The following is a 16,469-nucleotide window of genomic DNA, read 5'->3' on the forward strand; positions in this document are numbered from 1 at the left end:
TAAAACATCAAGAAGGCATCACCACTTTCACGGCAGTATCAAGGGCGGCCTGAATATCATCCATGTTGGTATATCCTTGGCTCGGACGATTTGTTAAGATATTCTCAATTACGCTGTATTTGCTGGCGTGGCTCAACCGGTTGTAATTAAGGAGATTCAAGCCAAGCATCCCGGATTCAAGGTATACCTTCATATCCTCAGAATACATGGCCTTATTTACATTTTGAACGGCTTGCAGCCCAACCGCTATTGTTTCAAGCTGGGAAAGGGAGCTGATCAGTCCAGACCTAAGTATATTAATCTGCGATGGCTGCATAACACCAAGATCGTATATGAGCGCCAGATGTAACCTAGCCGCTGCTTTTGCTTCTGGCCTGATGGGATCATCTGATACCCAGTCCCATCCCGTGGCTTCTCGGATATAGGCATCGACCTGTGGTAATATATCCGCAAGTTTTTCATCGGTCGGGTCAACCATTACAACGCGGGATGCTTCATCCGTTGTTAATATATTAGCCACAGGTCATCCCTCCTTTCTAATCAACGATGGCGTCAATTGAAGCGACAGCTCCATCATCAATTTCCTTGCAGTCAGCACGCATAATTCCCCGGATTTCAGTGTTGTTGTTATACCAAGCATTACCGCCCACGGTTGTCGAAACCATTTCTAAACCGGCACGGCTGAACAGTGTAATGGCTGCCGAGGCATCCCCGATAATGATCCGGCTATGTGTTTTGGAATCCCCTACGGTTGTGGATGGTAGCAGGCGATTGGCCAGCAAGGCCACAGAACGTCCTTTAATCATATACTTCGTATCGTTGGTCGGATCCGGCTGCATGATATAGCGCCCTTGTGTGTCTTTGATGCTGTCGAGGAAATCAAAGCCGTCTTGATTGCAAAAGACGGTGGCATTAACGGAGATATCCGGATCCAAGACCACATTTATCACATGCTTTACGGTATCCAAGGCTGTTTTCGGTGCCGTTGTATCGGCCGGAATAGCAGTCAAGACATTGAGAATGGCGAGAATCAAGGCATTATTCGTTAAAACAACCTTGCGCCCAAACCACTTCGATAAATAGGCCATAAGGTTTGCCGGTGTATCCGTTAAAAGATCATTGGAGACCGGCAAGAATCCACCATAATCTTTAACTTGGTAATCCACGCGCACAAAGGCCGGTTGTTCGGCGGCAGGGACCGGCGTATTCTGATCAAAGGTTGTAAAGGGTTGTTGGGCCACGGTTTTTTCAACAGCTCTCCAGCCGCTGAACGCCTGGACATTTTCCACGTTTACGTACTGGGAAAGATCCAGGAATTGACGTTGCCTTTCGATAATCAGGTTGTTAAAATCAGCCGGCAATAAAAATCCTCCGTCTGCGCCTGCCGGCGTTCCACCTGTCTCGGTAAGCGCTTTCATTAAAATTTCCATATCTGCAGGAGTTCCAGACTTCCTAAAATCTTTCGGCGTAATGTTGGCGGAAAGGGCCTTGAAAAAAGCATTGACATAATCATTGGATTTAAGGATCCCGGCATCTTTCATATCATTCGCTTTTTGGCGATCCACAGCAGGAACGAAACTCTTAGCAGGATCATTTCCTGCCGCAGCATCACGCATGGAGATATACATTTCCTCAGCATCTTTAGCTGCCTTGGTAAGCTTATCCAGGTCAGACTTCATGGCAAGGCCTTTTTCGGTTTCGTTAGCGTCGAACAATTTCTGGATTTCTACCGCCTTTGCTGTTTTGGCGCTATTCGCTGCCACCGCAGCGTCATAAAACTTCTTTAAATCAATGTTAGCCATTTATATCTCTCCTCCAGTTATAAATTTAATTTGGGCCTTGAAGGCCTTTACTTCGTCCGGTTCTTCATCGGAAGGTGGTATTTCGTCCGGATCTCCTGGCGTATCTGTGGGCGGATCATTCTCGGGTTCACCCATTGGGCCATCATCATCCGGCCATTCACCCACAAGCTCGTCTTCAATGGCGCGGGCCTGTTGTACACATTCCATTGCCTTGTCGCGAAGCTTACGAGCAGCTGATAGCTTTTTGATCGTCTCTGCGGATAAAGTGCGCCCATCTTTCAGGCCTTTTGTAACTCCTGCGGAGCGCTGTGCTGGAACGGCGACAAGGGAAAACTCATAAGCGTCTGTTGCATCGTCGAGGATGACACGGCAAGTTTTTTCCACACCGTTTTCGGTATAGGTCTGACCTCGCCAGTGAGGGCAGCTTGAGGAGTAATATTCATTCCCACAGATCGAACATGTGTCGGTATCGTTACTGAACGCTACACTCCCCTCTTTGAGAATTCCGCCATCAAGCGAAGCTATAATTTCCTCATTCGAGGGACGATTAAGCATGTATGCCATTGCAATAAGCCGCATATACGGTTGACCATCTTCTGTCGTTTGACCTTGAACTGTTTCAACCTGTGTGCTGTAAATACGAGCCGTCTGGTCTTTTGCATTCCAACTGTGATTAAAGATGACCGTCTTGCCAATAAAAAGCGCCGACAGCTGATTTAGAGCGTTCGGCGTGAATTGTTCATATTGACGGTCCATTTCATTGTCGCAGAGATGAAGCTTAAGGGTATATACTTGATCGGCTGTGAGTGGAATCCGAGTATATTGATTGATTAGATCAAGGTCTGCTTGTTGCGCATCGCCGACAGCTTTGAGTGTTCCCGCTTTGCTCTCCTGCTTAGGTTTTGTTTTGGTCTTCGTTTTGATCACCCCCTCGGCTTGATGGTTGTGGCGGAACTTGAGATTGCGAGAAGAATGGATTATCAACTGGTGAGTAATTGCGTGACATCCAGAACTTTTGACCTTCGGGATATCCGCTCAAATCTTCATCTTCTCTGGCTTCATTTTGATTAGTAACGCCCCAACCAATATTCTTCTGATTCACATCAGCTCGGGCCGTCGCGTCAATCTGCAGCAAGGCTTTCCGGTAAAACTTAAAATATGATGTATCCTGCTGATCTTCCGGCAGCCATTTCACCCGGGCTCCTTGCTCAATTTGGACTAAGTAAGGATCAAGGGTCCCGCCAAGGTAATCCAAGTTGTTTTGCTCGTTGGAGTTATAAGATTGTTTACCCATGTTAACCTTGTTAAGTGGCACTCCAAAGAAATTGCAAATTTCCACATCAGTCGCCTGAATGCCCTGAAGGAATTGAAGGTCGATAGGCTTCATAGTAATTGGTTCAAATTTTTGGACTTTAGAATCCATTACCGCCAATCGGTAAGCATTTTGACTTCCTGCCATCTTCTTTTCAAACTCTGAACGCATGACATCACGGGCTTCAGGATTTAGTTCTCCGTTTGCCCAGAGGATGCCGGCAGGATTTAGACCCTGCTTGTACATTTTACCCTGAGTTTCATAGGCTCCCAATTGTCTACCAATACTTTCCCTGGCAAACTCAATAACAGAACGTCCGTATATTCCGTCAAGACTGTTAATCATCAGTGGGAGGACTTCTACATCCGGGAGATAAGTAATCTCTCCATTATTAAAAACGGTTCGGTACCATAAGTTCCCGGAATCATCGTAATATGGGAGCGTACTATCTCCGCGGAGAACAAACATTTCCCGGCGGAATCCTCCGAACGCTGGGGGAGCCCATATGAAGGCGTTTCCCCATCCAATGAGCCATTCCATGATTATTTTTTTGAAAATAAACGGCGTTAGGTATCGATTCGGTCTAACTTCAAGAAGCCAAGCAATGTTTTGCGTTTTGCTATCCGGCATAATCCGGTCAATCTGAAACCGTTTTGGCTGGTTGTAGGTGTATAAAGGGATCTTGGCAACATCATCCGAGAGTACATTGACGCACCGATAAGCAGTAGCTACATTCTTTGCCGTTTCAACGGTGACAGTCTTTCCAGCGGATGAACTCCACCCACCCCATATATCACCGTATTGATAGATTGGAGAAAGGCCGGGAGGCATTCGCGCCAGGAGAGAAGATACAATCAAGTGGCATCACTCCTTACTTTCAATGACGAGTAAATCCGCATTCTCTTTGAGATATTCAGAGATTCTTGCGTATCCTTCAGTATTGCTCTTCTCATCAAAGCCCCTGAATTTAACTCGTGCAGGATAAACTTCGGAAATCGTTCCATCCTCTTTGATGTTTACAACGATTTCCCACCCAAATGTATGAAGAATCATGTTTATCCACCAAAGAAGACCGCTTGCTCGAAATTCTTGCCATGACTTTTTATCAATCATTTGTATCACCTTTTCTTTTGAAATCTATCAAAGAATTGATTCATTGCTGGGCTTCTTAAGGCTATCCCCGTCATAAAAGCCGCAATAAAAAAAGCGATTCCAAGAACGTAAGTCCCTAAAACTGCATTAACAAGATATGAGGCGATGATAAATGAGATAAGACCAAGGAAAACGAGGATATCATCGAGAAATGGGATTAAATGTTTCATATTACTCTCCGATTCCATGTGGCAATGGCATCTTCTTTATTCGGATACGAAAAGGTGTTCAAGGATATCAGCTTGTTTTTGTAGCAACTTGTGCACCATACAGAATATTCATCTTCGTCATGCCTATGATACGTTCTGATTTCTGCTTTTCCTCCGCAAAAAGGGCATGGCTTTAAGTTTTCCATAAATTATTCCTCCCTTAAAATCCAAAATCCTCATTTAGAATTTTATCGCTGATATCTTGTACAACATCATCAAGCTCTGATAACCGAGCCATGGTGTTTATGGCTGCCGCCAGCAAGTCAATCCGTTGAGAATCGTCCTTGTTTTTCTTTGACAATCTGATATTTTCGTTAGCGTCAGTATATTGATATGCATTAGAAACACACCAATCAAGCAGTTCATTTTTCTCGTGAATTAATTTACCTTGAATGGTCATTTCTCGAAATAACTTTGTTGGTTCGGAAAGCGTCGTGATATTCTGCCGGATTTCAACGACGGTATATCCCTGCTTTTGTAGATTATTTTCTAACTGAGTAGCAAGCGCAGCATCAATGTCCCACTCAATGATTTTGTATCCGTTTGTAAATTCTTCATCCTGTGCATGATCAATAAGGTTGTCATAGTCTATAACATCCCCTTCGGTAATAGTGCACCAACCTTGTTTTGCATAATATCGATATGGTACCCTGTCAGAATGTTCGTGCCTAATAACACCAGATTCAGGAATAAAACCGTGCGCTTTAAGCGCATAACGACCATCATGTAGTTTAAATAAAAAAGCCTGACCAGTTAGGTCAGTCCTTTTTGAAAGATCATCACCATTAAGGCAAGAGAGGCCTCTTGTTAGTTCTGCAAATTCATCTGGGGAAACTTCGGCTTCATGCCACTTGTCCATTAAGCCGTCCATATATTTATCGTTGCTGCCTTCCTGCCATAGATCGCAGCGTTTTATCAACCATTCACGAATCTTGGCCGGATCTCCTGATCCATAAGCTAAGTCATGTTCAGAAATAATCTCCTGCAAAAGAATCTCACTGTAGTCAGTCATTTCGTGCAGTATGGGGTTTGCTTTTGGTAAGTTATTAAAATCGTGCGGATCGTCGCCTTTGTCAAGGCAGCGAATCATACAAAAATAATCCTCCTGCACAATTTCGCCATTGAGGATTTTACAACAAATATCATGCTCCTTTTTGCAGGGACTGTTTTCGGCATTGTTGCCGGCGGTGGTAATAATGTACATTAAGCATTGGGACCGTTTTCCCATAGACGATTCACCGACTTGATACATTGCGGAAGTCTTATGTTCATGATATTCGTCGATGATAAAAATACATGGGGCGGCGCCATTCTTATTATCGGTGTCCTTCGAAAAAGGAACCATTTCACCCGCGCGCGTTTTATGCTCGATCTTACTCCTTAAAAACTTTAAGCGCTTTTTAATGTCTGGGCTGGCCTTACCCATTACGACAGCTGCGTCCCAGACCTTTCTTGCCTGGTTTTTGTCAACAGCAACACAATCAATCTCCGGCATGAGCTCATACTCACGCAACTCCGGATGTCCTGGGGGATAAACACAGTCGGCACACATCCCATAAAGTCCAACGCCTGAGAGCTTGACTGATTTTGCATTACCGCGAGCTTCTTCGTCATATGCTTTTTTAAAACGGCGACGCCCAGTATCTTTGTGGACCCACCCAAAGATATTAGACAGGTCAAAAATTTGCGAACCGTTTAATTTGATAAGCTTCCCACTGAGTACTCCGCGCGGATGCCGACAGCACTTTTCAAACCAGTCGATAATCCTCTGAGCACGGCTTTCATCAAAGACATAGGGAAAACCGTCCGCGCCCTGCCGTGCAAGATCCTTTAAGTACCGTTGACATGCTTTAATCTCCCATTCACAACACACCTTCAGTCCCGCAACGACCTCTCGGGCATAACGTTCCGCTGGATGTATTTTAGTCGAACATGTCGGCATTCGGATCATCCTTTGCTTCTTTGTCCGGTTGATTTGGCACCGCTCCCGCTCTGGCCCGCGGTGTCATATAAAGAGCAAGAGCCATTTGATTAAGCATTTTAGTTTTGGCTTCAATACGAGTCTCGATCTTAAGCATAGTATCAACACCGAAGCGATCCATTCCGATGGCGATGATATCTAATATTCTGCTAAAATTTGCTTGCCCGATTTCATCTTTTATGGATCTGTCTTTGACAATCTCGGACAGCTTATCTATGCTTTCGTCGAGTAAGGCGGTGACGTTACGCTGTCTATCTCTAAGCTCATACATGCCTTCCATGCTACATTTTTCGATGCAATAGCGGGCAAGCATGTCCGCATCCAGGGCATTGAGGAGCTGAGTGCCCTTATAAAATTTGAGTACATTCTTCCACTCGTTATAGAATTGGACATTGTTCTTAATCTTGTCAGGCACCTTCAATTTCACGGAAGGTGTCACGCTGGCCTTCTCCTTCTCCTTCTTTTCTTTTTCAGCTTTGGTCAAATGTTTTTTTGAGAAATCTGCTTCAATCGCTGCCGGCAAAATGATCACCTCCAATTTTGAATTTTGCCTAATACCCGAAATTCGTCCATTGGGAATTTTTCGCACAAACGAGGGGGCATCGGTCTACAGCAACATTGCTTAAAACATTTTTAGGGTGGGGGATACTATTCTCCCCTCGCTGTCCGCTTAGAGTGACAACGTTTGCTTAACGCTCTCCATTGGCTCTTATCCCAAAAGATTCTTTTATCTCCTCTATGAGGGATTGAATGGTGAACTTCGGTTGCTGCTTCATAGTTTCCATGTTCAAGGCAATCCTCACACCAAGGATGAGCAGAGAGGAACACTTTGCTTTCTCTTCGCCAGTTTGCATCGTAAAGATTATGAATTGCTTTATTCTTTTGTGGAGATTTATGCCTCTCGCAATAACCGTTACTCCCTGCTAACCTTTGGCAACCAGCATGATTACATAAGCTTTTTGGTTTTAATGGCATACCTTTCTCCCTCTTATGATAGCGCGCATAAAACACGCGCATATTTTTCCTTAAAACACTTGACACGCGTTATTTATGCGTGTTATAATTATATCAGAAAGGAGGTCAAGGAATTGGGGAAGCAAATAACAGTGAGAAAAGTTCTACAAAGGCTAAAAGACGAAGAATTTGTTAAATCCCCAAGCCACGGTAATAGCACAAGCCACCAACGATACACACATAAAACCGACCCTACAAGATACGCTGACATAGCCTATCACCATAGTGGTCAGGTAATCCCGAAAGGAACACTAAACAGTATAGAAAAAACATCAGGGGTTAAGTTCTAGCCCCTGATGTAAATCAGATAAATATAAAAATTCAAAGGAGTTGATACGCAGGTGTCTAATCATTTAATATATCCGATAGTTGTTGAAAAAGCCGAAGACGGAGGCCTTGGCATGTATTTCCCCGATTTCCCTGGAACCGCTATTTTGAGTATTGATATCGCCGACGGTATTCGAAAAGCAAAAGAAATGCTTGTGGATCTCGTGTTAGATAAAGAGGAACAAGGCCAACCTTTACCCGTTCCTTCTGAACCTGAAAATATCACCTTATTCGATGCGAATGACCGAATTATATTTGTGGAAGTTTACATGCCGCCGTTTCGTAATGAAGCCGCAAGCAAGGCTGTAACTAAGAACTGTACTTTACCTAAATGGTTACGTGATGCCGGTGAAGAAGCGGGCCTAAATTTTTCACAGCTTCTTCAATCGTCAATCAAGGAAGCCCTTGGTATTAAGGCAATAGAAAAAAATCCATAAACAAAATATAATAATTCAGCAGTCTATTCGGCTGCTTCTTTTTTTGCTCTCTCTTCTTGTTCCTTTGTACACTCAGGACAACACGCCTTTTCCATATAAGAGAAGTATTTCTTTTTACATCTTGGACATTGGAAAAGGATTGGCTCAATTCTCGTTCTCTTGGCCATGTCACCCTCCTCAAACCGCAAAAGAAAGGAGCAAATCACTTGAGTCAAATGGAAAATTTCAATTGCGGAAATCACAAATTGATATTTCTTAGAATACAGTAATATGTGACAAAATAATTACAAGAGGTGAGACGTTTGGAAGCTTTGGTAGCCTTTATGGTTCTTTTGCTCATTATCATTGTTTTGAGCAAAATGGTTTAAAGGTCAATGGAGAATGCTTCATAAAAAGCATTTTCCACCAAAGCTAACAAGCGAAAAATAATAAATCCTTCTGAGAGATCAAGGCTGTCCTTTTCAAGGAGGCCTTGATTTTTTCCGCACGCCACAAGGGTTTATTAAATTTACCACCTATTCCCTTCGTTAGACGCATCCTTATCTATACCTCAAAAGGCTTATTTTAAGCTTGTTCGCTAACCCTTCAACCTTTTGTGACAAATAGATCAAATACCCATTAGGCACTTAAACAGCTTGTTCTTAGCCATGTCTAACGGTTTTACTCAAAAAAGAGGAGTCCGAAGACTCCGATTTGAAAGAGACACTCCTATATATAGGTGGCAATCGTATGACAAAATCAGAACATTTCAAGTTGAATATTCTTCCTGAAATCAATTCCATGGTCCGTTAGATCCTCTACCATATCACTAATCTTTTCCTCTGCCCTTTTGACTAATGTTTGTACTGTACCTTTTTGGATGCCTATGATCTCTGCAGCTGCTCCAAATGAATACCCATTTGCTCGTACTAACATATAAGCTTCCTGTTCCTTAATTGTCATGGCCTTAAGGACAATCCCAAGATCATTAATCGCTCTCATCATTTTTTCACTAATCTCAGAAGGATGATTTTGCAACGCTAAGGCTCGGACAAAATCTAAATTTCTTGGGTCCATAGGTATTTCTCTTTGTACACTGCTTCGTCTTGTGATCGCTCGCCTATTATCGGGATGTTTACCCATTTCCATGTATTTAATCGAAAAGCTCAAACTATCTGCGCAGCTCGCAAGTAGTGATTTATCCTCGTTATTGGTGGCATTTTCTTTTGCTCTGTTAACTCGTCGAAGAGTAATTTTATACTCTTTAATTAGTTTTTTCATGATTGCCACCCCTTTCGAATTAGCTCACTTCCCACAAAGACTAAGTATCTTTAACCTCCACCCGTTTACACTGATCACATCTCTTGTAGGCATGAGCGTCCCAGTCATATTTCAATTTTTGTTTGAACATCAGGCATCTTTCCTGATCCTTGCTTAATTTATCGCAAGCTGCAATACCAGAAGTCATGCTGCAGAACGTTTCCGTTTGTGCCCCCTTTAGTTCAATAATAAGCATTAACATTTAAGCTTTCTTCCCTCCGATCCGTACCCATCGACAATCATCTATCTTGGCATAACCGCATGTTTTCTTTTCTTTGCATTTATCACATTGGCAAGCTTCTACTTTGGCTTTCCCTTTGCATTTACGGCAATCGCACATCCTTATCCAACTCCTTTACACACGCAATAATAATTTGCTGTATCGCCTCACGCTTGGCCCCTGCTTCAACTTCCATTTGCGGTTTGCCTAACCTAATCAAAGCTTGCAGATTCCTGGTGATCTTTGTTTCAAACTCCTCTTCAAGACGGTAATTCTTTACTGGCCCTGCTGCAGGCACATCCTTAGTCTGCATGAGCTTGGATGTCGCCACGGTTCCGTAGGCTTTCATGATGTCACCTTACTTTGGGACTTTTTCCTGAGTATTTCGAGCCGTTTTAGCTCAATCTCATTATCTACGACCCATTCAGCAACTGTCTGGACGATAAATTTTAAGCCCTCATCGTCAACCGGCACTGCCTTGGCCCTTTCCAACTCAAAAATGAGCTTGTTATCCTGATCATTTTTGCCTGCGTAATATTGGCCGTTAAGTACTACAAGTGCTTTCATGATCTATCTCCTCCCTTTGAATTCTCCTGGCTATCGAGGCAAGGAATTGCCATGTTGGCTCCGTGTCTTCCCTAAAGGGCGCCTGAACCTTAACTCGGCTTTCATTTTCGTTTTTGACCTCAATAAGCCCAACTTCTGGCGGTAATTCCTCGGGTTTAATCAATCCTGCCGGAGTCACGAAATAAAAACAATTAGACATTTGTAAGGCTTGGCTTCGCTTTTCCGGGTTCTTTAGTTCATGCAGGAAGTCGCTACGACTTACCTTAATTTCATAGACTATTCGCAGGAATTTTTTGCTTGGGTAAAGGTTGATGGCCCAGGCATCAAAACGCTGTTCGGGGTTAATGCCCTTCTCGACATTTCGGTACCCGGTTCCGGCCCGCAGTTCTTCGAAAAACGCCCATTCTTTTTCCGGATGTCTTTCTCTTAGGGCTTTAAGGATTATCTTAGCATTCAGAGCTTTCATCGATTTCCCTCCTCAAGTTGCTTCGTCCGCATCTTGATATCGTCGCTCAAATCGGCCTCTTGCAAGGCCCAGTTAACTCCACCTCTCCCATTAAAGGTACAGCGATCAAGGATTCGTACTGCTTTCCCATCTTTTCCGACAGCCCAGCTTTCAGCTTTGATGGGGTGGTTATTCCTGCATTTGACAGCCTTTCCCTGATTATTGTATGCCTGGTTGCAAACAGGGCATCTATGCCAAGTTTCAATGTGAGCCATCTTGTCTCGTCACCTACTCCCTCCTTGCTAAATCCTGGCCAGCTTCCCACTCACGAAAAACCTTAAACCAATCTTCGGCATCCATGCAGATTTTCCAGTTTTCTCGATTTCGACGGAAAGCCACAATTGGCATTTCACCTTCTTTGGCGTCCCTACGACTTTGCACCATGGCTTCTTCGATGTTAAGTTTCTCCACTCTCTTACACTCAATATGGATACCAGGAAGGCCAACGACATCTTCCCCTTCAAGTCCGCTGAACTGTTGACCGCGCCTGCAGTTGTATCCTTGGTCCCGGCAGAAGCGGGCGAACTCACGCTCACCAGCTGCTCCTTTTTCGCGGCTGTTTGTCACTGCGCTTTCCTCATTTCGCTTTCCTGCTCGGCATCATAAATGCTCATTTGATAATCGGCATTTCTGACGGCCTCTGCAAATTTCTCTATTCCATGCTCCCATAACCCATGCCGGTGGATGATATCCGAGAACTCTTCGACGTCATGCTCTCGAATATGCCAGCTGTCAGGATCGTCTTTATCGGCCCATTCCTTTTTGAGGATTCTGCCGGTGTTCGGATCGGTAATTACCATTCCAACATTACGCTGGATATGGCAAAGCTCGTGGTCGACAAGGGCTTCAAGCTTTTCCATCGGCCAGCCCTCGAAAGCAGGTTCTATGATAAAGATGTGAAACATCTTCTCGGTCAAAAATCGCTCAAAGCTTGAGCACTTTTTACATTTACCGGCCCAATCCACCCCCCGTCATCTCGGGTGTAATACTCTACAAGTTCCTTAGCGTCCTTAAGATGCGGGTGATGGTCGTTAATTAGTTGTTCTGCTATATCGCGAATTCGTGGCGATTTTTCGTAACCCATCTCATTCCCTCCTATCAGTTAATCAAAGATAAAAATTATCGTACTTTCCTTTTCCCAAAGGTGGTCTTGGCGGCTTATCTCCGGGATCTTTATTTCGCTTGTGCTCTTTTTGGCTTTTACGTTCAAGTTCTCTGGCTTGAATGTGATCAATGGTTATGATTCCATGGTCTCGCCAATCCGTAAGAACTGCTCGCAAATAGTTCATATTTCTTGCATTAGCATCCAGGCAGCGCTTAAGTGCTTCAATGACTAAACCATCAGGATCTGGACTTCCACGAGTTGAAAATTCATCACACCAGGCAAGGATATTATTAGCTGTGCCCTCGGGAATCGGTATTCCCCAGTTTTTTCGGTCCACTTAATTGCTTGGGTTCCGATGTCCATGGGGTGATCTTCTTCGTTCTTGGATACAGTTTCACCCAAGTTGGATACGTCTTGCGCTGTTTCGGATACGATTTCCTCGGATTCGGAGAGGCTTTGCTCAATTTCCTCGCGCGCGTTGTTGTTATTGTTGTTAGGTACTGTACTGTTGGTTGTGTTGGGTACGGTAGGGTTGGGTACGGTAGGAGCGTTACAAGGCGTTTCATCAGCGTTACCATCGTTACTGTAACGCGTTACATCGGCGTTACTCGTTTTACCAACCTTTTCCCTGTATTTTCGAACTCGCTCCTTAGTCTTGTTTTTAGTTATTTCTCGCTGAGTAACTATTCTGCCAGCATAGTCGAGCCAATCATGGATGACTAAGCCATTCTCTGTCTCATCAATAAATCTGGCCTTAACGAGAGCATTAACAAAGAATTTTTCGTCACCCTCCCACATACAAGCTTCCGCTATATCGAATTCATCGTATTTACTAAGAAGCCCGTCTTGTATATAATCTAGAGCCCACCACCAAAGAAAATGGAGATGGCCAACGGCTGTAACTGCAGAAATTCCTAACAGTCTAGCAAGCTTTTTAGTTTTTGGGTGCCTACCTAGCTCTTGATTGCTCTCGATCCAAGCCATTTTGCCATCTCCTTTAGAACAGTGACATTTGCATTTTCTTTTCTATTGGCTTCTTCATGCCGCATAACTCAGGCAGGTTAGCCATTGTCATAGCCTTAGGCATTATCGGCGGTACTGCATTTCCGCACCTAGCAACTTGCGCAGATTTTGGGTAAGATTTCCCATAATAATCCCGGTCGATAATGTAGTTTTCCGGGAAGCTTTGAGCATTGAATAACTCTCTTGGTTCGAGCATTCTCATGCCGATATCTGATATGAAATACAATTCTTTATTGATTTCCAATAGCAGGATTTCGTCATCAGAAATGTTATAGCCGCAATATTTATTAAGCATTTCCCTGACTTCCGGCCAGTGCCCCAAGTCTTGATTACTAGAAATCTTCGTTAATACTGTTTTGACTTTTGCAAAATGCCCAGGACTTGTTGTTACAGTAGACAAAGGCTCCTTTAAGTCCTTGCAATCCATGTGGTTGCGCAATATACACAGGTGTGTTTCAATTAATGCATTTCGATCTTTTGTGGTTATTGTGTGCAGTGGATCTTTCAGCTTACTGCCATCGCCAGTCCCGTAATACTTTGAGATAAAAGTCGCTGTGAGCGCATACCTTGGGTTTGTATCAATTGTTAACAATGGTCGGTCTATTATCTGTCCCCTAGCTCCGTCACCATCATAGCTATGGTATTGAGCCAAAAAAGGAGCAACTAGCCAGTTGTGATCAATCGCCGTTACTGTCGGAAGTGGTTTATCTATATCAGATCCTGATCCTTTATAACCGCCGCCAAAAGCCTGCATAATAAACGGCTTGGCATTTTTAATTACAAAACTATCCGTACCCTTGGCAACCCTACATAATGTGTTGTCTGCAAGCGGCCTGACCGAATTAATACCGTGTTTAGCTTTGATTTCTTCCTTTGTGTCAAAGATGCTCGGGCAAGGTAAAGACCAATTGATAATCTCTGCTGCAGTCCTCCAAGGTTTCAATTTCCCGGACTTCACTTCAGAGCTCTTCAAGTCTCCGTGGGTTGGTTCAGGCCAAACTATTTCTTGTCCATCACACCTCGCAATAAGGAAAAAACGTTTTCGAATTGTCGGAGCTCCATAATCGCAGGCCCTTAACTCTCGCCATTCAACTTGATAACCTTGACGTTCTAACGCATGAACAAAGGCTTTAAAGGTCCGCCCTTTTTGTTTGGGATCTGGCTTTCCATTTACGAGTAGTGGGCCCCAAGTTTTGAACTCTTCGACGTTTTCAAGCATAATCACCCGGGGCTTAACTGTTGCCGCCCATCGAATTGCTACCCACGCCAGACCTCGGATATTTTTATCAACAGGCTTTCCGCCCTTAGCCTTGCTAAAGTGCTTGCAATCAGGACTAAACCAAACCAAGGCTACAGGGCGACCATTTGTCACCTTTCTCGGATCAACTTCCCAAACGGATTCACAGTAATGCAAGGTGTCAGGATGATTAACCTTGTGCATGGCTATAGCAGCAGGATCATGGTTAATTGCAATATCTACCGAACGACCGATAGCCATTTCAATTCCTGTGCTCGCTCCACCGCCTCCTGCGAAGGAATCCACTATTAACTCTCTCTTATCTAGGAGCATCTTCTCCATGACTTTAGCTCCTCTCTATTAAATTTCGATGGTATAAATTAACGTTTTAGAATTCTGCCCTTTGAAGAAACTAAATCTGATCAAACATAAAGGAGATAAACACATGGAGAAATCAAATAATCAAAAGGAAAAAGTTGCAAACTCAACACATATTGTCAAATTAGACTTAATAGCCTTAGATCCGCCAATGACAATCCCTGAAAGATTCGGGGATGCCCCAGTTGAAGAAATAAAACATGTCACAAATAAACTTGAAAATATCAAATATTAGCCACCTCTGGTTATCGGGACGGCCTTGGCTGTCCTACTTACTTTTTTAAAAGGGACACATTTCTAAATCAATAACCTTTGCAGGCTCTGCAACCTCGACATCCTTTATGGTCAAGTCTTTAATCTCTCTGACCATTCTGGCGGCATCTGAATTGCCTTCACTCAGATGAATTAAAACGATTTTCCTGACTTGCGTTAGATCATTGGCCTCAAGAAAACCCTTCACGTTGTCTAGGCTGAAATGACTCTCAAGTAGCCGGTTCTTAAGTGACTCGGGGATCAGACCTGCCTCGATGTTTTCCTCAAGGATGTTGCGGCAGTAATTGCATTCAACCATGATGTAATTGAGCCTATTAAACCTGTTACGTATGAAATAGGTGTCAGTGGCAAAGAGAAGTTTTTCACCAGTAGGTCGATACTGAATTAGGTACCCGAGGGGTTCGGCTGCGTCATGCTCTACACTAAACGGCTTGACTATGAAATCGCCAATATTAAACTGCGGCATAAACGATGGCATACTTAGGCATCGATGGTGTAAAAGAGCCCCTATTTTTTCTGCCGTACCAATGCTCATATGACAATTTACTCCGGACCTCATAAGGTTATCTACAGCCTTAGAATGGTCCTTGTGTTCGTGGGTTACTAGGCATCCGACTACGTTTGAAAGGTTAAAATACAAAGCCTTCTGTATTTCCTTGAAGGGAACCCCTGCATCTAGCAGGAGGCTCCCTGTTTGTGCTTCCAAGATGTAAGAATTCCCCTTACTCGATGAGCCAATAACTTTTAGTTTCATGGCTTAAAAGTCCGGCTCTGTGACTGGATCTGGATCTTTCTTCTCCGGCCCCTTTTTCCATCCACGCCAGGGTCGGTTTTTCTGACTCCCCTACATCTTCAGCTTGAATATCAACCACGTTGCCATTGGCATTAGCCTTAATCTCCTCTGCGGCTTCTTCCTCTTTGTCAAAATCCTCAGCCATGTTATTAAAGGATCCAACCAGAAGGTCGCTATCATCAGAGGTATTAGCGTACATTTTGCAGGTCTTATTGATAACCGTCCGTTTGGCCATGTCCTCGGGGAATTCCTTCTGGACGTTATTTACCTTCATTTTCGTTTTCGACCAAGCCATATCAATTTGCTTTTTCGTGATAATTTCGGTGAATTCTTGCCCTCCGTCGTGGAAAATCGTGCAATATGCAGCGACGATTTTCGAGGAGTCCATACTAGCTAATGTTTGCTTATGCTTGGTAACTCTCTTGGTCCCGCCATTGATTTCGAATTCGAATTCATCACCCTCATACACAACTTGGGCGAAAATGTCCTCGACGCTTTCTAACCTTTTTGTCACTGCCATAGTCCCGAAATATGAACGCATTGCAGTAAGTTTTGAGCCGTAAACGATATAGTAAACTTGCTTCTTGGCAGGAGAAAGCCCCTGAATTACGGTGTCTAATAGGGCGTTTGCAATACTCGACCGGGTACATACTTCAAGGGCTGGTTTATCGTTTCTGTCCTTAGTCTCTTGAAGAATCAGCCATGCGCTTTGTAGGGCATTTGACGCGCTATAATTTGCAGGGAGGTTGATTCCTCCATTCTCCTGCATTTCTTTGATTTTGGTTTCCACCGTGGTTAAGGTTTCCTCTTTTACCGCCATAAGATCATTTGCCAT

General features: G+C 43.8%; 30 protein-coding genes. 3 read left to right on the plus strand and 27 right to left on the minus strand.

Going from position 1 to position 16,469, the window contains the following annotated elements; translation table 11 throughout:
* Positions 1 to 7: 7 nt before the first annotated feature.
* From VZF35_RS03205 to VZF35_RS03250, 10 genes are all read right to left on the minus strand, one after another.
* On the minus strand, positions 8 to 520 hold the full coding sequence (locus VZF35_RS03205; RefSeq protein WP_407310934.1) for a hypothetical protein: 513 nt from the start codon (positions 518 to 520) through the stop codon (positions 8 to 10).
* A 16-nt stretch (positions 521 to 536) separates the two neighbouring features.
* Positions 537 to 1,802, minus strand: coding sequence for a phage major capsid protein (locus VZF35_RS03210; RefSeq protein ID WP_407310936.1), 1,266 nt, complete (start codon positions 1,800 to 1,802; stop codon positions 537 to 539).
* On the minus strand, positions 1,803 to 2,729 hold the full coding sequence (locus tag VZF35_RS03215) for a hypothetical protein (protein WP_407310938.1): 927 nt from the start codon (positions 2,727 to 2,729) through the stop codon (positions 1,803 to 1,805).
* Positions 2,698 to 3,972 carry a phage portal protein gene (locus VZF35_RS03220; RefSeq protein WP_407310940.1) on the minus strand — a complete coding sequence of 425 codons (1,275 nt, stop codon included), beginning with the start codon at positions 3,970 to 3,972 and terminating at the stop codon, positions 2,698 to 2,700. The genes VZF35_RS03215 and VZF35_RS03220 overlap by 32 nt, the downstream gene beginning before the upstream one ends.
* Before the next feature lie 6 nt (positions 3,973 to 3,978).
* The gene (locus tag VZF35_RS03225) at positions 3,979 to 4,227 is read right to left on the minus strand and encodes a hypothetical protein (protein ID WP_407310942.1); all 249 of its coding nucleotides are present in this window, start codon (positions 4,225 to 4,227) and stop codon (positions 3,979 to 3,981) included.
* Between the two features lie 5 nt (positions 4,228 to 4,232).
* Positions 4,233 to 4,436: a hypothetical protein gene (locus tag VZF35_RS03230; protein ID WP_407310945.1), complete on the minus strand. Its 204-nt coding sequence runs from the start codon at positions 4,434 to 4,436 to the stop codon at positions 4,233 to 4,235.
* The gene (locus tag VZF35_RS03235) at positions 4,433 to 4,621 is read right to left on the minus strand and encodes a Lar family restriction alleviation protein (protein WP_407310947.1); all 189 of its coding nucleotides are present in this window, start codon (positions 4,619 to 4,621) and stop codon (positions 4,433 to 4,435) included. The genes VZF35_RS03230 and VZF35_RS03235 overlap by 4 nt, the downstream gene beginning before the upstream one ends.
* A gap of 14 nt (positions 4,622 to 4,635) precedes the next feature.
* A complete protein-coding gene (locus VZF35_RS03240) occupies positions 4,636 to 6,417 on the minus strand; it encodes a terminase large subunit (RefSeq protein ID WP_407310949.1) in 1,782 nt (593 codons plus the stop codon).
* The gene (locus VZF35_RS03245; protein WP_407310951.1) at positions 6,398 to 6,979 is read right to left on the minus strand and encodes a hypothetical protein; all 582 of its coding nucleotides are present in this window, start codon (positions 6,977 to 6,979) and stop codon (positions 6,398 to 6,400) included. The genes VZF35_RS03240 and VZF35_RS03245 overlap by 20 nt, the downstream gene beginning before the upstream one ends.
* A 125-nt stretch (positions 6,980 to 7,104) precedes the next feature.
* Complete coding sequence (locus VZF35_RS03250; protein ID WP_407314424.1) at positions 7,105 to 7,284, minus strand: HNH endonuclease; 180 nt, start codon at positions 7,282 to 7,284, stop codon at positions 7,105 to 7,107.
* A 20-nt stretch (positions 7,285 to 7,304) separates the two neighbouring features.
* Between VZF35_RS03250 and VZF35_RS03255 the strand changes: the two genes are divergently transcribed.
* The gene (locus tag VZF35_RS03255; RefSeq protein WP_407314895.1) at positions 7,305 to 7,760 is read left to right on the plus strand and encodes a type II toxin-antitoxin system HicA family toxin; all 456 of its coding nucleotides are present in this window, start codon (positions 7,305 to 7,307) and stop codon (positions 7,758 to 7,760) included.
* A gap of 51 nt (positions 7,761 to 7,811) precedes the next feature.
* Entirely contained in the window at positions 7,812 to 8,234 is a 423-nt protein-coding gene (locus VZF35_RS03260) for a type II toxin-antitoxin system HicB family antitoxin (RefSeq protein ID WP_407310953.1), read from the plus strand.
* A gap of 23 nt (positions 8,235 to 8,257) precedes the next feature.
* Here VZF35_RS03260 and VZF35_RS03265 read toward each other — a convergent pair whose 3' ends face one another.
* The 15 genes from VZF35_RS03265 to VZF35_RS03335 all read right to left on the minus strand — a co-directional run bounded on the left by VZF35_RS03265 (position 8,258) and on the right by VZF35_RS03335 (position 14,532).
* Positions 8,258 to 8,401, minus strand: coding sequence for a hypothetical protein (locus tag VZF35_RS03265; RefSeq protein ID WP_407310955.1), 144 nt, complete (start codon positions 8,399 to 8,401; stop codon positions 8,258 to 8,260).
* A 197-nt stretch (positions 8,402 to 8,598) separates the two neighbouring features.
* Positions 8,599 to 8,727, minus strand: coding sequence for a hypothetical protein (locus tag VZF35_RS03270; protein ID WP_407310957.1), 129 nt, complete (start codon positions 8,725 to 8,727; stop codon positions 8,599 to 8,601).
* Positions 8,728 to 8,972: 245 nt separating this feature from the next.
* Positions 8,973 to 9,494, minus strand: coding sequence for a sigma factor-like helix-turn-helix DNA-binding protein (locus VZF35_RS03275; RefSeq protein WP_407310959.1), 522 nt, complete (start codon positions 9,492 to 9,494; stop codon positions 8,973 to 8,975).
* 40 nt (positions 9,495 to 9,534) lie between these two features.
* Positions 9,535 to 9,735: a hypothetical protein gene (locus tag VZF35_RS03280; protein WP_407310961.1), complete on the minus strand. Its 201-nt coding sequence runs from the start codon at positions 9,733 to 9,735 to the stop codon at positions 9,535 to 9,537.
* The gene (locus tag VZF35_RS03285; protein ID WP_407310963.1) at positions 9,736 to 9,873 is read right to left on the minus strand and encodes a hypothetical protein; all 138 of its coding nucleotides are present in this window, start codon (positions 9,871 to 9,873) and stop codon (positions 9,736 to 9,738) included.
* Positions 9,857 to 10,102, minus strand: a complete 246-nt coding sequence (locus VZF35_RS03290; protein ID WP_407310965.1) for a hypothetical protein — start codon at positions 10,100 to 10,102, stop codon at positions 9,857 to 9,859. Before VZF35_RS03290 ends, VZF35_RS03285 begins: the two co-directional genes overlap by 17 nt.
* A complete protein-coding gene (locus VZF35_RS03295) occupies positions 10,099 to 10,320 on the minus strand; it encodes a hypothetical protein (protein ID WP_407310967.1) in 222 nt (73 codons plus the stop codon). Before VZF35_RS03295 ends, VZF35_RS03290 begins: the two co-directional genes overlap by 4 nt.
* Complete coding sequence (locus VZF35_RS03300) at positions 10,298 to 10,786, minus strand: hypothetical protein (RefSeq protein WP_407310969.1); 489 nt, start codon at positions 10,784 to 10,786, stop codon at positions 10,298 to 10,300. The genes VZF35_RS03295 and VZF35_RS03300 overlap by 23 nt, the downstream gene beginning before the upstream one ends.
* Positions 10,783 to 11,040, minus strand: a complete 258-nt coding sequence (locus VZF35_RS03305; protein ID WP_407310971.1) for a hypothetical protein — start codon at positions 11,038 to 11,040, stop codon at positions 10,783 to 10,785. The genes VZF35_RS03300 and VZF35_RS03305 overlap by 4 nt, the downstream gene beginning before the upstream one ends.
* Positions 11,041 to 11,053: 13 nt before the next feature.
* On the minus strand, positions 11,054 to 11,392 hold the full coding sequence (locus tag VZF35_RS03310) for a hypothetical protein (RefSeq protein ID WP_407310973.1): 339 nt from the start codon (positions 11,390 to 11,392) through the stop codon (positions 11,054 to 11,056).
* Positions 11,389 to 11,730, minus strand: coding sequence for a putative metallopeptidase (locus VZF35_RS03315; protein ID WP_407314426.1), 342 nt, complete (start codon positions 11,728 to 11,730; stop codon positions 11,389 to 11,391). Before VZF35_RS03315 ends, VZF35_RS03310 begins: the two co-directional genes overlap by 4 nt.
* A gap of 8 nt (positions 11,731 to 11,738) precedes the next feature.
* A complete protein-coding gene (locus VZF35_RS03320) occupies positions 11,739 to 11,909 on the minus strand; it encodes a hypothetical protein (RefSeq protein ID WP_407310975.1) in 171 nt (56 codons plus the stop codon).
* A gap of 22 nt (positions 11,910 to 11,931) precedes the next feature.
* A complete protein-coding gene (locus tag VZF35_RS03325; RefSeq protein WP_407310977.1) occupies positions 11,932 to 12,267 on the minus strand; it encodes a DnaD domain-containing protein in 336 nt (111 codons plus the stop codon).
* Positions 12,159 to 12,914, minus strand: coding sequence for a hypothetical protein (locus VZF35_RS03330; RefSeq protein ID WP_407310979.1), 756 nt, complete (start codon positions 12,912 to 12,914; stop codon positions 12,159 to 12,161). The genes VZF35_RS03325 and VZF35_RS03330 overlap by 109 nt, the downstream gene beginning before the upstream one ends.
* Positions 12,915 to 12,927: 13 nt before the next feature.
* On the minus strand, positions 12,928 to 14,532 hold the full coding sequence (locus VZF35_RS03335; RefSeq protein ID WP_407310981.1) for a DNA cytosine methyltransferase: 1,605 nt from the start codon (positions 14,530 to 14,532) through the stop codon (positions 12,928 to 12,930).
* Positions 14,533 to 14,635: 103 nt separating this feature from the next.
* Here VZF35_RS03335 and VZF35_RS03340 point away from each other — a divergent pair, with 103 nt between their 5' ends.
* Complete coding sequence (locus VZF35_RS03340) at positions 14,636 to 14,803, plus strand: hypothetical protein (RefSeq protein ID WP_407310983.1); 168 nt, start codon at positions 14,636 to 14,638, stop codon at positions 14,801 to 14,803.
* Positions 14,804 to 14,848: 45 nt separating this feature from the next.
* Here the strand turns inward: VZF35_RS03340 and VZF35_RS03345 are convergent, their stop codons facing one another.
* The gene (locus VZF35_RS03345) at positions 14,849 to 15,595 is read right to left on the minus strand and encodes an MBL fold metallo-hydrolase (protein ID WP_407310985.1); all 747 of its coding nucleotides are present in this window, start codon (positions 15,593 to 15,595) and stop codon (positions 14,849 to 14,851) included.
* Complete coding sequence (locus VZF35_RS03350) at positions 15,564 to 16,469, minus strand: recombinase RecT (RefSeq protein ID WP_407310987.1); 906 nt, start codon at positions 16,467 to 16,469, stop codon at positions 15,564 to 15,566. Before VZF35_RS03350 ends, VZF35_RS03345 begins: the two co-directional genes overlap by 32 nt.

The sequence above is a fragment of the Desulfosporosinus paludis genome (assembly GCF_045689965.1).
Taxonomy (GTDB): domain Bacteria; phylum Bacillota; class Desulfitobacteriia; order Desulfitobacteriales; family Desulfitobacteriaceae; genus Desulfosporosinus; species Desulfosporosinus paludis.

Bases quoted from the DNA above. Each gene is read 5' to 3' on its own strand.
- VZF35_RS03210 (WP_407310936.1), bottom strand. From the start codon at position 1,802: ATGGCTAACATTGATTTAAAGAAGTTTTATGACGCTGCGGTGGCAGCG.
- VZF35_RS03225 (WP_407310942.1), bottom strand. From the start codon at position 4,227: ATGATTGATAAAAAGTCATGGCAAGAATTTCGAGCAAGCGGTCTTCTT.
- VZF35_RS03230 (WP_407310945.1), bottom strand. From the start codon at position 4,436: ATGAAACATTTAATCCCATTTCTCGATGATATCCTCGTTTTCCTTGGT.
- VZF35_RS03235 (WP_407310947.1), bottom strand. From the start codon at position 4,621: ATGGAAAACTTAAAGCCATGCCCTTTTTGCGGAGGAAAAGCAGAAATC.
- VZF35_RS03240 (WP_407310949.1), bottom strand. From the start codon at position 6,417: ATGCCGACATGTTCGACTAAAATACATCCAGCGGAACGTTATGCCCGA.
- VZF35_RS03265 (WP_407310955.1), bottom strand. From the start codon at position 8,401: ATGGCCAAGAGAACGAGAATTGAGCCAATCCTTTTCCAATGTCCAAGA.
- VZF35_RS03275 (WP_407310959.1), bottom strand. From the start codon at position 9,494: ATGAAAAAACTAATTAAAGAGTATAAAATTACTCTTCGACGAGTTAAC.
- VZF35_RS03280 (WP_407310961.1), bottom strand. From the start codon at position 9,735: ATGTTAATGCTTATTATTGAACTAAAGGGGGCACAAACGGAAACGTTC.
- VZF35_RS03285 (WP_407310963.1), bottom strand. From the start codon at position 9,873: ATGTGCGATTGCCGTAAATGCAAAGGGAAAGCCAAAGTAGAAGCTTGC.
- VZF35_RS03290 (WP_407310965.1), bottom strand. From the start codon at position 10,102: ATGAAAGCCTACGGAACCGTGGCGACATCCAAGCTCATGCAGACTAAG.
- VZF35_RS03295 (WP_407310967.1), bottom strand. From the start codon at position 10,320: ATGAAAGCACTTGTAGTACTTAACGGCCAATATTACGCAGGCAAAAAT.
- VZF35_RS03300 (WP_407310969.1), bottom strand. From the start codon at position 10,786: ATGAAAGCTCTGAATGCTAAGATAATCCTTAAAGCCCTAAGAGAAAGA.
- VZF35_RS03305 (WP_407310971.1), bottom strand. From the start codon at position 11,040: ATGGCTCACATTGAAACTTGGCATAGATGCCCTGTTTGCAACCAGGCA.
- VZF35_RS03315 (WP_407314426.1), bottom strand. From the start codon at position 11,730: ATGTTTCACATCTTTATCATAGAACCTGCTTTCGAGGGCTGGCCGATG.
- VZF35_RS03320 (WP_407310975.1), bottom strand. From the start codon at position 11,909: ATGGGTTACGAAAAATCGCCACGAATTCGCGATATAGCAGAACAACTA.
- VZF35_RS03330 (WP_407310979.1), bottom strand. From the start codon at position 12,914: ATGGCTTGGATCGAGAGCAATCAAGAGCTAGGTAGGCACCCAAAAACT.
- VZF35_RS03335 (WP_407310981.1), bottom strand. From the start codon at position 14,532: ATGGAGAAGATGCTCCTAGATAAGAGAGAGTTAATAGTGGATTCCTTC.
- VZF35_RS03340 (WP_407310983.1), top strand. From the start codon at position 14,636: ATGGAGAAATCAAATAATCAAAAGGAAAAAGTTGCAAACTCAACACAT.
- VZF35_RS03345 (WP_407310985.1), bottom strand. From the start codon at position 15,595: ATGAAACTAAAAGTTATTGGCTCATCGAGTAAGGGGAATTCTTACATC.
- VZF35_RS03350 (WP_407310987.1), bottom strand. From the start codon at position 16,469: ATGGCAAATGATCTTATGGCGGTAAAAGAGGAAACCTTAACCACGGTG.